This is a genomic window from Roseburia inulinivorans DSM 16841 (genome assembly GCF_000174195.1).
Taxonomy (GTDB): Bacteria; Bacillota; Clostridia; order Lachnospirales; family Lachnospiraceae; genus Roseburia; species Roseburia inulinivorans.
In genome coordinates this window covers 51,189-67,763 of sequence record NZ_ACFY01000057.1, presented here as the reverse complement: position 1 = coordinate 67,763, position 16,575 = coordinate 51,189, and the positions used below count along the sequence as shown (strand labels likewise).

At 38.5% G+C, this 16,575-nt stretch carries 9 protein-coding genes; all 9 read right to left on the bottom strand.

Features of this window, described 5'->3' with window-relative positions; all coding sequences use genetic code 11:
* Positions 1 to 89: 89 nt before the first annotated feature.
* On the bottom strand, positions 90 to 716 hold the full coding sequence (locus tag ROSEINA2194_RS06375) for a hypothetical protein (protein ID WP_007884654.1): 627 nt from the start codon (positions 714 to 716) through the stop codon (positions 90 to 92).
* A 17-nt stretch (positions 717 to 733) separates the two neighbouring features.
* On the bottom strand, positions 734 to 1,594 hold the full coding sequence (locus ROSEINA2194_RS21480) for a contact-dependent growth inhibition system immunity protein (protein WP_007884653.1): 861 nt from the start codon (positions 1,592 to 1,594) through the stop codon (positions 734 to 736).
* 66 nt (positions 1,595 to 1,660) lie between these two features.
* Entirely contained in the window at positions 1,661 to 2,053 is a 393-nt protein-coding gene (locus tag ROSEINA2194_RS06365) for an endonuclease toxin domain-containing protein (RefSeq protein ID WP_007884652.1), read from the bottom strand.
* A 23-nt stretch (positions 2,054 to 2,076) separates the two neighbouring features.
* Entirely contained in the window at positions 2,077 to 3,171 is a 1,095-nt protein-coding gene (locus ROSEINA2194_RS21845; RefSeq protein ID WP_007884651.1) for an RHS repeat-associated core domain-containing protein, read from the bottom strand.
* A gap of 46 nt (positions 3,172 to 3,217) precedes the next feature.
* Positions 3,218 to 10,999, bottom strand: coding sequence for a DNRLRE domain-containing protein (locus ROSEINA2194_RS06360; protein ID WP_007884650.1), 7,782 nt, complete (start codon positions 10,997 to 10,999; stop codon positions 3,218 to 3,220).
* 191 nt (positions 11,000 to 11,190) lie between these two features.
* The gene (locus tag ROSEINA2194_RS06355; RefSeq protein ID WP_007884649.1) at positions 11,191 to 12,465 is read right to left on the bottom strand and encodes a sensor histidine kinase; all 1,275 of its coding nucleotides are present in this window, start codon (positions 12,463 to 12,465) and stop codon (positions 11,191 to 11,193) included.
* Positions 12,462 to 13,175, bottom strand: coding sequence for a LytR/AlgR family response regulator transcription factor (locus tag ROSEINA2194_RS06350; protein ID WP_007884644.1), 714 nt, complete (start codon positions 13,173 to 13,175; stop codon positions 12,462 to 12,464). The genes ROSEINA2194_RS06355 and ROSEINA2194_RS06350 overlap by 4 nt, the downstream gene beginning before the upstream one ends.
* Positions 13,176 to 13,578: 403 nt before the next feature.
* Positions 13,579 to 14,139 carry a hypothetical protein gene (locus ROSEINA2194_RS06345; protein ID WP_006426967.1) on the bottom strand — a complete coding sequence of 187 codons (561 nt, stop codon included), beginning with the start codon at positions 14,137 to 14,139 and terminating at the stop codon, positions 13,579 to 13,581.
* An 80-nt stretch (positions 14,140 to 14,219) separates the two neighbouring features.
* Entirely contained in the window at positions 14,220 to 16,481 is a 2,262-nt protein-coding gene (locus ROSEINA2194_RS06340) for a glycoside hydrolase domain-containing protein (RefSeq protein ID WP_007884642.1), read from the bottom strand.
* Between the last annotated feature and the right edge of the window lie 94 nt (positions 16,482 to 16,575).

The window sequence follows — 16,575 nt, the reverse complement described above, 5'->3', positions numbered from 1 at the left end:
ATTACAATAGCTTTTTTAACAAGTTTTCTTGTCTTGGAGTTTAAAAGAAAGCTACCAGTTTTTTTCCTCTGATAGCTTTCCATTCATTCTTATTCTGTTGGGAACATCGCTGCTTCCAACTTATTCATCTCTGTATCCAAAAGACCATATTTTCCTGAGTTATCTTTTTCCACGGATACGTTTACAGTAACAGCTTTTCCATATCTGTTCTTTTCAAGACTCTTCTGGACACTTTCTGTTAATACAGCTGCAAAGACTTCCGGATCATTTCCATCCAATCCCTGCTTTATTTTTTCATTGCTTACCTCTGTAGAGCTTTGTTGCAATGTCTGAAATACATTGGATGGTTCAACTTGTACACTTACTGTATAGACTCCATCCTCTTCTTTCACATCTTGTACTTTGTATTTTGCCAGTTTCTTTACTTCTGTCAGTTTTTCCGCATAATCAGCAATTCCTTTATCCGTAATGTTATCGGAATCATCAAATTGCTGTTGGATACTCTCATTAAAATCCTCTTCGATTTCTTTCTTGGCATCTTTTTCCGAGATTTCTAACAGATTCGCATAGTCCTTATATTCTCCATGATAGTGTGCATCAAGAGAACTTTGGACGTAGGATTTGGCATCAAAGTCTGGTTGTCTGGAGCAAGCTGATAACAATATACATACTATAATTCCTATACTTATGCACAAAACACAATTCTTCTTTTGCATATTCTCTCCTTCACGCTTTATTTATCTTCAATTTTTATCGAAAATAACATTTTTAAATACTGTTCTATTGACTCCTTTTGAACTTTTCTTTCAATATTATATGGAATGCACATAAAAAACTCCACATAACCATTATCAATAAAACTCAGCAATACTTCTCCATTTTCTGTTAAAAAATGTACATATTTTTTATTACATTTACTTTCAAATTTAATATTCGACATTTGCTTGTATATTTTTTTGTAATGATTTTTTATGCTTACTTCATCTGTACAATCAGTTCCATCACCTATCAAAAAAGAAATATACAACTTATCATAATCTTCATTTCTATATGTCATATAAGAATCTGTATGACCATCACCAATATTTTTATAATGCTCATTTGGAATCGAATAACTAATTATTTTCCCCTCTAATGTTTCAAATCTTTCTGTTTCATCAATTCTAATTTCACATGGTTCAAACATTTTTTTTATAAACAAGCCCAATTCATAATCCGACATTTCTATAAAATTAATATAATCTTTTTCTTCCGTTTTTCGCGAATATCCCCCTCTATTATTCCGTTCCCATCTTCTAATTTCTAATTCATCTCCATTTTGTTTCAAATCAATTCTTTGATAATTCTTGGAAAATGTTGGAAAACTTTTATATTTTGTTTGTTTCCAAAAATTGTTTAATTGAGATTCGTCTACTTTTGGGGAACTTTCTGCAATTTTTATTCCTTTTCTAATTGCACAGCCTATCTTATCTATTGTTTCTTCAGCCATAATTTCAATTGTAGGTTCGATAGAAATATAACATCCCATAAACCTTTCAATGGCATTAGGCACAATTAAGAAACCATATTTTTGATTATAATATACAGAAATCATATCCGTTTTCTCCTCTCTATTACTTAAGGGGAATAAAATATTCCCCTTAAGCTATTTACTTTGCTATTATTTTCCTACTGTAATAATGAGTTTAACACCTTTATCAATACCATGTTTTGTAGCATTATTAACTGCATTTATCTGAGCTTCGCTTAATGTTACATTTGGAACAACTACTTGTAATTGTCTACCCACTATTTCTTCCGCATTAACAAATTTACCATTAAATGTTTCTCCTATAAATCCTGAAACTTTATTAATGTCCTTGACAATTACCTTTTCCAATTTATTACCATTTTGATAAGTCTTTGCACCTAAGTCTCGGCTTTTAACACTAGTCACAACACCATTTTCTACTTTATCTATGGTCGGGAAATTGTGTCCCAAGTTATTTCCCATAGCTTTGTCAATAATATCTCCTCGCTCTAATGGTGGTTTTTCCCAAGTGCCTTCTGGCAATTTTGTTTCGGTTACTTCTGCAACTAATTTTTAAACGATTTATCAATCCCATCATTATGGGTACTTCCTGCACTCCTTACTACATTCAAAAGTTTCCCAGCCCCATAACTAAGGCCACCCATAACGCCACCTGTCACTGCTCCTGCAATACCACCGACTAACGTATCTTTTGCTACTTGTTTCAGACTATTTCCAGACAAACCTGAATTCACTGCACTATATGAAGCTCCACCAATAGCTCCAATAACTGCTCCTGAAACCATCGCCGTTCCTAAGCCACCCATTGCTGGCAATGCTGCCAGAACTGCTCCTGCAGCCAAACCGCCTGTTGCAGCAACTACAAGACCAGAAACTGTAACCGCAGTTATACCAATGGCTACTTTTTTCACCGCATTCCAGTCTACTTTTCCAAGCTTATCTGTAATACGATTTGTTGTCGTACACATATGTCGTACCACTTCTGAGCGGATTTCTGCCGTTCTTTCTGAAACATAGGATTTGAAAGATGTATAAGTTTTTCCAATTTTCTGTACCCCATTGCTTACAGAACGAATAAACTGACTTCCTCTGGATGTGATCTTTTGATATGTACTGCTACTGGTTACACGATTTTTCACAGATTGATATGTCTGTTTTGCATGTTTAGCTGCATTTTTGGCAGTTTTTGCTACCCCCTTCACTGTGTTAACAATAGTTTTTGCTGCTTTCTTAGCTGTATTTACTACTGTTTTGACTACCTTTTTCGCAGTATTAACGATTTTCTTGCCGACACTCTTGACTGCTTTCGCTGCTTTTTTAGCTGTACTCTTAATCCTGCTCCACAATGAATGTCCTGTCGGATCACTGTAATTCAGCGGATTATTGGTCGTATAATCGTAGCGGTTTCTGGTCAATGGATTTTCTGTCGTTCCAAGGTCACTATCTTCAGTTGTAAAGGTTCCGTTCTCTGCGTTATAGTATCTTGCCCGCAGATACTGAAGTCCTGTTTTTACATTTGTGGACTCCCCATTGTAACCGTAGTAATTGACACCGTCTGCTGTTCCTGATGTAAGGTTACCGTATGAATCATACTGATAACTGTTCGTCAGATTAGCTGTTTCGGTCAGGATTCCGGTCACGCTGTTTCTTCCGTCATATAAATAATAACTGCTTTCTTCCGATTTATCAACGCTTACCCGTTCTCCGATTCCACTTTCTCCATAAGTATAAGCCTGACGTACTTTCTCGTCTGCTCCATACTCTGCAAGGACTTCTGTATTCTCGCGATTGATATCGTTGATATACTCTGTCAGTGTGCATCCTTTGGCATTGGAACCGCCTTTTTACCAGAGAGGCAAGCTGCTCTTTCGGGCTGTTTCCATCTTCGGTACGCTGGTTCGCCGGGATCAGGACTTCATCGCCATAGCAGTCTTCCCATTTATAGGTGTTATCAAGTTCGAATACCCGGTTGTTATCTCCATCGTACATGGCTGCCATCAGGACTGTTCCACCCTGTTTTACTACTGCCAAACGATTCTCTGCTGTGTATTCATAAGTAACCGGATCTGCACTGTTTGTCTTATCACATTCCTGGATCAGATTGCCATCTTTATCATAGCTGTAGGTTGTTCCCGGATCGCCCCAGATCTTTGCATTGGTGCGTTTGATGAGCTGGTTGGAATCGTTGTACTTATAGTTATATTTTGCTTTGCTGACACCATCCTCGATCTTCTCGTAAGAGGTCCGGTTTCCAATCTTGTCATAAGTATAATTATGGACTGTCTTTTTACCGCCCTCTGCTTTTTCTGTACAGCGTGTCAGTTCCCAGTTGTCATCGTATTCATAGGTACGTGTCGTCTGGATCTCTTTTTCCTGATGCTCACAGTCTGCTTTGTCTGTCTCTTTCTGTGTATCGCCCCAGTTGTACCAGTCTTCCCAGCTTGGCGTCTTTCTTGTTCCAGCTTCCAGTTCCGTAGCTGTTTCTCCAACTACATATCCCTGATCATTGTACTTGTACTCATAAGTACTGATTACTTTGCCGCAGGAACCACAGGTATTCACAATCTTTGTGATATGATCTTCTGCATCGTAAGATACTTCCGTCGGTTCTTCTGCCACACGGTTCAGTGCATCATGCTTGTAAGTGGTTACTTTTCTATTACGGTCTGTCAGTTTTACCAGATTATCATTTAAGTCGTATTCATAGCTGATCTTTGTCCCATCCGGGTATACGATTGCCTGCAGATTATCTGCGTCATCATAAACGTAGCTGACATCCTTTTTCGAACCGCTTGTCACTTTGGTGATTCTTCCAAGTGCATCGTATTCGTAGCTGCTCTTGCCTGTCTGATCCTTCATGGATACCCGTTCCCCGGCACTGTTATATGCGTAGGTCACGTCCTTTTCGGATGTCTCGCCTTTTGCGTCCTGATAAGATTTCTCCAACAGGTCATTCAGTTTGTCGTAATCATACGTGGTTTTCTTGCCGCTTGCCTGTGTATGTCCGGTCAGTCTGCCTTTTTCATCATAGTCGAATTTCTCCGTTCTTCCTGCCGGATCTTTGATGGATGTCAGGTTGCCTTCTAAGTCATAAGTATAATTCGTTGTCTTATTTGCTGCATTGGTGAAGGTCACCAGGTTATCCATGTTGTCGTAACCATAAGTTGTTACACCGCCAAGGGCATCAGTTACTTTGGTCAGGTTGTCATTCTTGTCATATTCCAGATGGCTCTTTAATCCGGTCTTATCTGTAACAACCTGAATATTCCCATGTGCATCGTAATCAAATCCCGTTGTGAATCCACGCTTGTCTGTAATAGAAGTTACCCTGCTGTCCTTATCATAGGTATAGGATTCCTTCTGCCCCAGTGCATCGGTCTCTTCTGTTACACGGTTGTCTTTATCGTAGACTGTCTTTGCAACATAGCCCATCGGATCTGTTACAGATGTAACATTATAATTCTTATCATATCCATAGCTGGTCTTTCTTCCACCCGGTTTGGTGATCTCAGTAATATTTCCTGCCGGGTCGTAAGTGTAAGCAGTTATCTTACCAAGCGGATCAGCTGCAGAAGTCATCTGACCTGCCAGGTCATAACTGTAGGTATTGCTCCGTCCAAGCGGATCTGTCTCCTTCACCAGATTGCCATACTTATCATAAGAAAAGCTGGTTGTTCCATCCAGTGCATTGGTAGAAGACTTCATGTTATGGAGCTTATCGTAAGTATAAGTAGTGGTACTCTTTAAGCTGTCGCTTTCTTTTACCACGTTGTCCACTTTATCATAAGAGAAATTTTTAGTATAACCCAGTGGACTGGTCATACTCTTCAGACGTCCGGCTTTATCATAACTATAGGTATACTCTCCACCATTCGCCTGTGTCATCTTTGTGACATTGTCATTCAGGTCAACACTGTACTGTGTCTCATTTCCCTTTGCATCCGTTACAGAAATGACATTGCCATGCTTGTCGTAATCATATTTGGTAACTGCTCCCTTTGGAGAAATCTGTTCCGTCATGTTACTCAGGCTGTCATATTTGTATTCGGTAATGAGTCCCATCGGATCTTTTGATTTGGTAAGATTTCCAATGGCATCATAACGGTATTCATTTGTTTCTTTTAACGGAGAAGTCTCACCGATCTTGCGGTCCAGTTCATCATACTGGTAGGTTGTCGTATTTCCATTTCCGTCTGTCTGGGATACGAGATTGTCATTTTTATCGTAAGCATACTTGGTAACCGTACCGTTTTCATCGACAGATTCCGTCACATTATCATTTCCGTCATACTTAAAGGTGCTGGATGCTCCCAGTGGATTTGTCTGAGAAATAACCCGGTCTTTCTTATCGTAAGCGTATTTATATGTGGCTTCCTCTTCTTCTGTCATGGATAACTGGTTGCCGACTTTATCGTAGGTAAAGGTTGTTTTATGACCTTCCGCATCCGTTACCGCTGTAATGCGGTCCATAACATCATATTCATAAGATGTGATACTTCCGTCTGCTTCAGTAAGTTTCAGGAGTCTGCCGTACTGATCGTACTTGTATGTTGCTGTCCTGCCAAGTTCATCGGTCTGTGTCAGTACATTTCCGGCACCATCATAAGTATAATCCATACTGTTTCCACCATTGTCGGAGGAATGGATCAGGTTGCCTGCTCCGTCATATTGATAGGTAATTACGAGTCCCTGTGCATCCGTACATTTTACAAGCTGTCCGATGGCATCGTACTCCATCAGCACCTTGTCCCCTGTCGGCAGTATTATGGATGTGTTATTTCCCTCTTTATCATACACATAACTATACGCATTGCCGAGGGCATCTGTCATCTTTGTGCTGTTGCCCTGTGAATCGTATTCGTAAGTGGTCTTTCCTTTCAGGGCATCCACCGTCTGTTCCAGATTGTCGGTGGAATCATATTTCATTGCTGTAATGTTGCCCTTTGCATCGCTTACCGATGTCATGTTTCCATTACCATCGTAAGTCATGGTACTGGTATTTCCATTTTCATCGGTAGAGGATACCAGATTTCCATTTAAGTCATACTTCATGGATACGGTATATCCAAGGGCATCTTTGGATGTAGTCAGATTTCCTGCCTTGTCGTAAGCATAAGTATCTGTTCTTCCCTCTTCATCGGTAGAAGATACCAGATTTCCTGCTTTATCATAAGTATATGTGGTAGTTCCACCTTCTGGGTTGGTTTCACTTAAGCGGTTTCCTGTATTATCGTAGGTATAAGTCCAGGTTCTTCCACTGTCATCTGATTTTGATACCAGATTGTCTGCCGCATCATAAGTATAAGTGGTAACTGCACCTAATTCATCTGTCTCTTTAGCGAGTCTTCCGCAGTTATCATATTCCTTGGAATGGCTGCTTCCATCTCCATAAGTAATCTTGGTTTCATTTCCTAATGCGTCATATTCATATTTGGTTATATTACCAACTGCATCTTTGGACTGAAGCACCTGTCCAAGAGAATCAAACTTGGATACGGTTGCATTTCCATTTCCATCGGTATATTTTTTCAGATTTCCTGCTTTGTCATATTCATAGAGCTTTGTTCCAAAATCTTTATTACTCTCTTCTATGACACGTCCCATGCTGTCATACTTATAAGTAATTGTATTTCCTTTTGCATCGGTTGCTTTGACCTGCTGATAATTCTTATCATAAACGTAGCTGATCTGATTTCCTTTCGGATCTGTACCACTGGTCATGTTGTACATCTTATCATAAGTATAAGTGGTGGTATTCCCCAGTGCGTCAGTACTTGCTGTAATATTTCCCACACCATCCAGCGTATAAGCGGTCACACCGCCATCGGCTGCTGTCTTGGAAGTCAGATTGCCATTCGCATCGTAACTGTTCGAGGTTACATTTCCAAGTGGATCTGTCATGGTAACTGCACGATTCATCGCGTCATACGTGAATCCCCATGCTGCTCCATTTCCATCCACATATCCGGTCATGTTCGGTCCGTCATACGAATACGTTGTTGTGACACCTCTGCCGTCTGTCTGGGATACCATACGATGTTTGTCATCGTAAGTATAGGTAATGGCTGTTCCATCCGGTTTTGTAGATGTGACCATATTTCCATTACCGTCATAACTGTAAGTAACCGTTGCTCCGTTATATCCAGTTGCACTGGTCAGCTTATTCTGCTCATTATAAGTATAAGAGGCTGTCTTTCCATCCTCTCTTGTCTCCGTTGCTACATTGCCAAATGTATCATAAGTGTAAGTTTTTGTTCCGGCTGCTGTCGTTTCGGAAGCAAGCTGATTCTCTGCATTATAAGTCTTTTCACAGGTTGTTCCATCCGGATATTCAATGGATGTTGTGCGGTACTGATCATCATAATGATAAACGGTCTTATTTCCTTCGTTATCCGTTGTTGTAGTAGAACTCTTTCCGTACTTGAAAGTTGCCGTTCCTTTTTCTGCATCAGTCTGCTCTACAACTCTTCCTTCTTTATCGTAAGTATTCTTTACAACCGTATTGCCATTCTCATCTTTCCAGCTTGTCATACGGCTGTCATCATCATATTTGTACTCTTTTGTTGTTCCATTCGGATCTGTTACAGATATCAGATTTCCCTGCTCATCATATTTGTAAGAAACTTTTCCACCATCTGGAAGAGACAGTTCCTTGATATGCCCGAATTTATCCTGTTTTACCCCGAATGTTTTTCCGGATGGTGTTGTAATCTTACTCAGATTATAATCATCGTCATAATCTAATACTGTCTTAAATCCATTCACATCCGTTACATAACGTAAAATTCCATATTTATCAAATGACCAGACGCTCTGATCCGCATCTGTCAGTTCCCATCCGATGTAGTCATGGTCTGTATCTTTATAGCTGACTGCTTTTAAATCATATACATAACCATCCGGAGTAGTGTAGCTTCCATCTTCATTCTTATCAAAGATCAGATAACTTCCGTCCCCTCTCATATACAGAAGACTTCCGTCCTCCATTTGAGAAAGTGACTGGTCATAGTTAAAGCTCCATCCACGTCCGAACATGGAATGCTGGTCTGTTCCTTTGGAATTGTAGCTTCTTGTAATGGAGAATTCTCCATTCAGTTCATTCATCGTCGCATCGGACTGATCCATGTAGAAGTTACCAGTATTTAAGTTGACTGGTTCAAATCCAAATTCACAGTGCAGGCCTCTTCCCATCAATGCTCCGTCAATCCGCATCTTATCCTGATCGGTAAGCGGTGCAGGACTATATGGAACATTTGTCTGTGGGTTACGGATAAAGATCGTGTTATTTGCGACTACCAGTGCGTCCATAACCTGATTGTCTTTCATAATGTTCTTAAGCGGAACACCATAATATTTTGCAATCTTCGGGAATGTATCAAACTGCTTCACTTCATAGATCACAAAGCTGTCACTGGTCACTTCTTTTCCTGTTTCCAGCTTTCCATCAATCTCTTTCGATGCTTTTGCTTTGATCTTATAAAGCTTGTCCTTCGTCAGCCCTGAATACAGTGCACTCTGCCAGTTGGAATCTTTGCTGTAATACTTATTCGCCTCCGGGAACTGCTTATTGTATTCAGTACTGTCTGGATAGGAATACAATGGTTTTGCATCTGTTTCGTGATGTTCTTCATTTTCCTCATCTGGAAGCAGATAATATTCTACTGTAGATTTGCTCTTTGCAATTCCGTCTGCAAATACGGCATCAAACTTCAGCTTTCCATTTGTATTCTTTTCTGTCATCGGGCGAAGCAGGATCGTTGTTTCATCCAGTGACATATCTCGCAGATATGGATCTTCAGCCGGTGACCACTGGATGCTGAGTTTCGGTCCATAAACGGATGCCCTGTTATTCAGTACCTCACACTGCATAGAAGCTCCAAGGTTATTTGCCTCGGCAATGGCTACCAGTGCAAATCCGTTATTCGCATGAGTTCCCTGCACCCAGTCATTGACCAGATCTTTGACGTCATAATTGATATAGCTGTTCCTGCTGGTACTTGCATTCTGTACATCCTGAAACGTAAGATTTACTGGTTTTGTTTTCCATGTGATGGAGGTGTTCCACGACTGATCTACACGATAAAGTCCAAACTGGGATGCACCACCACTGTATGCAGTTTTCTGACTGACTGCAAATGTTGCACTGTCAATTTTGGAATCTTTCGGAATCTGACTAAAATTTGAATTTACTTTGATATAAGTCCGGCAGTTCTGGTGTGCAGTACCAAATCCTGCAAGGTTCCCAGACTTAATACCATCATCAAATCCGACATACGGATAATTGTTGTCACCAATCTGACTGGTAGGACTTCCCTCTTCCACACCGATCATGTTAAAGGAACTCTTCTGAATCTCTACTGGTGTCGGATCGATCCTGACCGGATACTGACGTTCTTCTGCCGAAAGCCAATCCCTATCTGGTTTTACGGTCAGGATTGTTTTTCCATCTTCTTCCCGAAGTTCCAATGTGATCAGGAAACTGATTTCCCCGGCAGCATCTTCCATTGATGGCGTCTCCAGAAGATACTTCGCATCTTTGATTGTCTTCCCTTCCGGATAGATATAGACCTGATTGTCTTTTACTTCTGCCTGATACCCCGGAATCTGCAGCTCGTATTCATAGACTTCCCTGTCTGTTGGCTGCTGAAGTACGATATCTTCCTTAATGCTGGAATCCAGTACTGTATACTGAACATCTGCGCCCTCGTAAACTTCATTATAAAGGATCGCATTGTCTTTAATAACGGAATGTGTATAATCTCCATCTACCGGAATGATCCCGATTCTGGTCTTTCCATTTTCAATCGTTACACCATTCTCTTCTGACATCTGTTCCGGAAGAAGGATAGCATAATCGTTTGCCTTGTTCTGATAAACTTCTGTTTTCTCTTCCTTTTCTTCAGTTGCCACTACACTGCTGGCTTCCTGTGCTTCTTCGGATGCCGGAGTATCTGCTTCTTCTGGTTTTACAAGTGTATTATCAACCAGCTCGGTATCTCCATCCTCATTCTTATAAGTTCCGACATAACCTCCATAAACGGTTGTATACTGCTTGTCCCCTGTCTTATAAGTCTTGGAAATGGCATCATAATCAATCAGTTCACCTTCCGGTTCTTCTGGAATCGGATAGTAATCCTGTGGTTCTTTCAACTCCACTTCTTTTTCCTGCGGATTTTCTTCTGTTTCTTCCGCTGGAGTTGTCTGTTCTTCCTGCGTCTCTGTATCTTCTGATGGCGTCGTTTCATTTTGTACGTCCGCATCAGACTGCTGACTCTTATCTTGTTCTCCAGATGTGGAATCTGTAATCCCTGCTTCCTCTTCCGTCAAAGCCTCTGGTCTGGAGAAATCTGCATTCTTCTGTACATCCTCAATGGCCTCTTTTGCCTGTACAAAAATAGGCTCTGTTCCCTGTAGTGCCATCAGGAGTGCAAGTACTAAGGCTATAGCCGACTTTCGAAATCTCTTCATAGTCTCTTTCTCTCTCTTGTAATCTTTTTCTATAATTCCTTTACAAAATAACCGCTACCCTCCTTTTTTCTGACTTTGGCACTACTATAATCTAAAAAATCACAAAATTTTCATAAATGGTAAAAATGCCCCTTGAGGTGGCAAAAATAGACGAAATCGGTCGAAAAAAATAGTAAGACACCATCGCCTTACTATTTTTCATCTAATTTCATATATAATAATATTTTCACTTGAAAGGATTTCTCCGTATGGCAGATCTCCATCTGACCATGATATTTTTCTACTACGAGTTTCACATTTTGTAATCCTATTCCATGTCCTTCTTTCCTGCTTTTCGTTGTCAGATAAATTCCATTCCGCACTTTTGGTGTATCTTTTATGCTATTCTCAATCTGGATATTCATGATTCCTTTTCCATAATACATCTGAAACGATAATCTCCTTTCATCTGAAGCTGCTGTCCCACGAATAGCATTATCCATAAGATTTCCCACTATTATACTTATATCAAATAATTCTTCCCCTATATGATTCGGTATTTCTACAGAAATCTCCGGATTTTCAATTACTGATTTCGAATCTTCCAAAATATAATTCAGCAGATTATTCATATTACGGTTTTCTGTATATAAATGATGACATAAGGCTGTTCCGGCTATATTCTCCATTTGTTTCAGATACGATAGAATCTCTTCATTTCCTCCCGTTTTTGCCATTGCCCCTATTGTTGTAAGATGGTGCTTGTAATCATGATGTATCTTATTCAGCCTGTCCTGTAATTTCATCATCATCTCCAGTTCTTTTGCATACTGGCTCATCTGAATTTTCATCTCTTCCTGTTTTGCTGTTTCAATATAACTTTTCTGAACCTCATCGTGCAGATAGAAAATAAACACATTGATAAACAGTAAGAATAATACAATCGTAGACCGCACACCTCTTCTGTCTGGCAGCAATATCCTGATACAGACTATAATGCTGATCACCGGGACAGAAAGCATAGCAAGCCAATGACGGTTCTTTATATAATAACTTCTCTTTACACCTACTTTTCTTTCAATAATGACTTCCAGTAAAAAGAATATAAAATTTCCCATTACAATAGTTCCCGGTCCCATGTGATGATGCACCGGATTTCTTGCTACCGCATACCGTTGAAAGAACACGATTGGAATCCCATCACATAAAATTCCCATAATATATACCATAAGTGTATTCCAGACATGATGTTGCCAGTCTGCCTGATATGCCACTGTTATAATTAACAGAGCTATCAGCTCAAAGATCAGATCTCCGTACATCGTTCCCCACTGCATGCTTCCCCAGCATGAAAGCAGATATGCACAAAAATATGCAAATAGCTTTTGTGTATCCTCATTTTTTGGATACAGGATGGTATTGTAACGGAACACAGTATAAATCCAGAATAATTTACTTGTCAGATAAGTGATCAAATGGATATTCATAATCTTTTCTTCTCCGTTTGTAATAGTCTTTCCCTGACCTTCTTGCGATTTGCTTTACTGATACTGAGACGTGTCTTGTCTTTCATAACCACGTTGTCATATTCGTAATGCTCCACGTGTTCCATATTGATGAGATAGGACTTGTGAATCAGTAAGAAATATTCTTCTGTTACATCCGCTACATCCTTTAATTTTCCTCGATATTCATATTCTTTTTCCGATGTCACGATATGTACTCTTTTTCCCAGACTATAAAAATACAGGATCTTGTCATAAGAAATCTTGTGGATTCCTTTTGTATCCGTATATTCAAATATTTTCTTCCGTTCTTTTAACAGTTCCCGTAATTTACCTATCACCCGGAAAAGTTCTTCCTCTCGGATTGGCTTTACAAGAAAATCAAATGGATGAATACGGAATAATTTCATAGCATATTCCTGATATGTTGAAATATAGGTAATCCGCAGTTCTTTTCCATAATTTTTCTTTCGTATCTCCGTTCCGATATCAATTCCATTCTCATGTTCCAGACAAATATCAAGGAATAACATATCGTAGGATTCTTCTTCCAGCCTGTTAAGAAGCTGCTCCGCAGAATAGTATATTTCTATAGATATCTGACAGTCATTCGCTTTCCCATAATGGAGCAGCTTCTGTTCTAACCAATTACATAGGATGATGTCATCATCACAGATTGCAAGTTCTAGCATATTTTCTTACCCTCAGTCTTTCGTAACACGACAAATGGGGAAAAGAATCCCCTTCAATTCTTTTCCCGAATGGACATCACTAATTTTGTGTCATTTTTCCGATGCAACAGCACCACTTCCTTTGCTGTCTTATTTTGTCCTCTATATAATAAACACTTGAACAAGAAAAAACTGTCGCCATTTTATAATTTATTTATATTTTTTATGTTTTATTTATATTTTATCCAAATATTACAGCGATAACTAATAATGTCACCCCCTGCATTATTCTTTTTATTTTTAGCGTCATTTGATAAAACATCAACGTTTTTGATGGCAAAAAGGGAACCTGCAAAACCAGATTCCCTTTAAAATACATGCTCTTCTCTAAAAGGATGATAAATCCACCATCCTCTGCTTATTTTTAAAAACTTTTTCCTTTTTTACAATACTTATAAATATTAAATGGTTTTTCTTTTTTTTCAAATAAAATCCCTGTTGTTTTAATAATTTTTATAAGTTCATCCGACTCCATATCTGTCGTTTTAAATATAAATATTTTCTTTTCATTTGTTATGAAAAAAAAGAAGTTTTTATATAAGAACATTCTATCAATATTTTTAAATTCATAAATTTGATCTTCATCTATTTTAATTGCGTTTTCATCGATATCCACCGTTTCATATCCTGATCTACCCCAGACAAATTCATGAACATTTTTTTCAAAATTTTTACCAATCATTTGATACCAAATAATCCAAGCCACACAAGCCACACAAGTTCCAATCCCTATTCCAAACATCAAATAACTTTCCGACAGATAACAATTAATCGACAGTAAAAATTCTACAGGTGTAAAAATATAGATAATCATTCTACTTTTCTGTCTTGTTTTAAATAATTGATTAGGAATTATAAACCCAAGCGAAAGCATTCTTTCTAATTCTTCCCTATCCTCATCTGACACAATTGATTTAATATGCATTCTTCTTAATCCTCCTTTTGCCAGAGGTCCTCTTTATAAAATCGAACCTCTGGCCATTGTCTCTTTTATTCTTTTACAATTTACAGCGCTTGAATCAACAAACCAAAAACAGTACCTGCTCCAGCTGAAAATAAAGCAATAATTGACGGAATTGCATTTACAACTAATGCACCCGCAAGAACTAATATTACGGCTCCTGCCAGTATATTACTATGCTCTTTTGTGAATTCTACAACATTAAATTCAAGACCACTATTAGAATTTAATGTCATTGTAAAAATCAAAGCAACCGATATTGTCCACTCTTTTTCCTCTTCTGGCAGCAAATCTGATGTACTAAATACAATGGAAAACTCTACACTATTGGCAAAAACATTATTTATTTCAAAAGCAATATTACCAGATTTAACCGATAAAGCAATTTTTTCTATCGTATTTCCAAAGTTATCTGCTCCCTCTATACCTGTATCTGATAAATTTGATGAAATCTCCATAATTTGATTTTTGCAAGTTTGTGTCAATTCTCCATCATTTCCTATATCCACTTTTATATTATAAATTTTACCAGTTGAACTTTCAAGCGATGTGGATATTTTAGTAGAAATATCAATTGCTCCTTGAGGACTCATCATTGTTCCCAGTGAAATTTCCTTATCATACTCCACACCCACATCCATAATTTTATTCAGATAACCAAGCGGCTCCATTACATTATAGACATATTGATTTCGTGCTATTTTTACCTTTGCCCGAAGATTTTCTTGCGCTATTTCCTCATCTGTTTTTGTCGATACGGCATCGAACTTTTTAAATCCAGTATCTCTCCCTGAATATGCATCTTTATCCAGTGGGAACGAAGGTGATGAAGAAAATGAGTTCAACTCACAAAATTGATCAAATGCCCAGTTCTTCGGCATCGAATATCCCAAATTACAGCTAAATCCAGTTGACATATCTGCCACAAATGATTTACTTGCCAATCCTGCTTCATAAACTTTAGTACATACATATCTTGGTGCATAAATGCCGACTTTATAATTTTTATCATTTGTCGAACTGAAAAAGATCATGTGAATCTGTTCAAAATAAGGTATAATAAATGTATCAATCTGATATGAATAACAATCAAAATCCACTGCAAAGTATATAGTCGTTCCACTTGGTATACCGATTCTCTCGGCTGCTAAAATTGCTGTCTGTGCATCAACACTTCCCTGGGACGGATCCTTAAAATAGTTTAATTCATATCCTCCATCCTGATATATCGGGAATACCGATAATCCTGCATTTTCAATGTTTTTCACTTCTGTTGATGTCAAATATTTCGGTGTATGTTCTTTTCCAACAGAACCTGTCAGATAACGTCCTACATGAGTATACCCTGCATTTTTTATATCTAATGCCTGTTGTTTATTTAATACTGTTGCACAGTCACACGCTTTTGCTGCCCTGTTTGTATCGCCTTTACTCGTAAGCAATGATTTCATAGTAGAAACATTTACTTTTCCTTTTGTTACAAGTCCAATTCCTGTCAGACCATAAAACTCCTGAAATTCTGACACCTTTGACTCTGTAGTCGAATCAAACACGCCATCGAATCTTCCCGGATTATATCCGTTAAAATATAGTCCGTATTGAGCAATCTTATTAAATGGAACATATTTCGTCGAGTTCTGTCCGTTCTGTAATGTACCCGGAAACGCATTTGTTGTTGCATCGCCAAAATTAACTGAATTCAAATCTGTAATTAATTCAGTTGTAACTCCTTCAGCCGCCTGCAATGCACCAACTAAAGACAAAATTGTCTGTCTTGAGGCAATTCCATCACAAGGTCCAACACCAATAACATCTGACCAGTCACTATTTAATTGCTGTTGAATAAGAACAATATTGGAATCCCCACCAGAAACCTTTGTAAACCAGTTTAGGGATAACAATCCAGACCAAACTTTCCAATCAATTTTGCCCGTAACTTCCAGTCCTGCATTTTCCTGCATCTTTTTAACTGCATTTACTCCTGATGTATAATAAATTCCAGTAATTCCTCCAGCAGCATATCCTTTGCAAAACAGAGCACACTGAATCAAGCATACATTAACCTGCGGAGTATCATTCGGATCCATTTTTGTAATAATGGCTAACTTCTTCATGGTATTAATAGTAAGTGGTCCAACCGTTCCTGTAATCGTTGAGATTCCATTCTGAATCTGAAATGCACGAATGATTCCCTGCATCACGGCTGTTCCGGTCTTTCCATCTTCATCCAGTTTTACCCAATCCTTATGTCCACCAAACATCGCATTTAAATATTTTTGTGCTGCTTTTACATTCTGATCACTCATATTCACTACCTCCTAATTCAAGTCAATTATAAAGATTTCTAACTCTTTATATGTCTATCACTAAAAGTTACAATAACAATTTATCAATCAACTG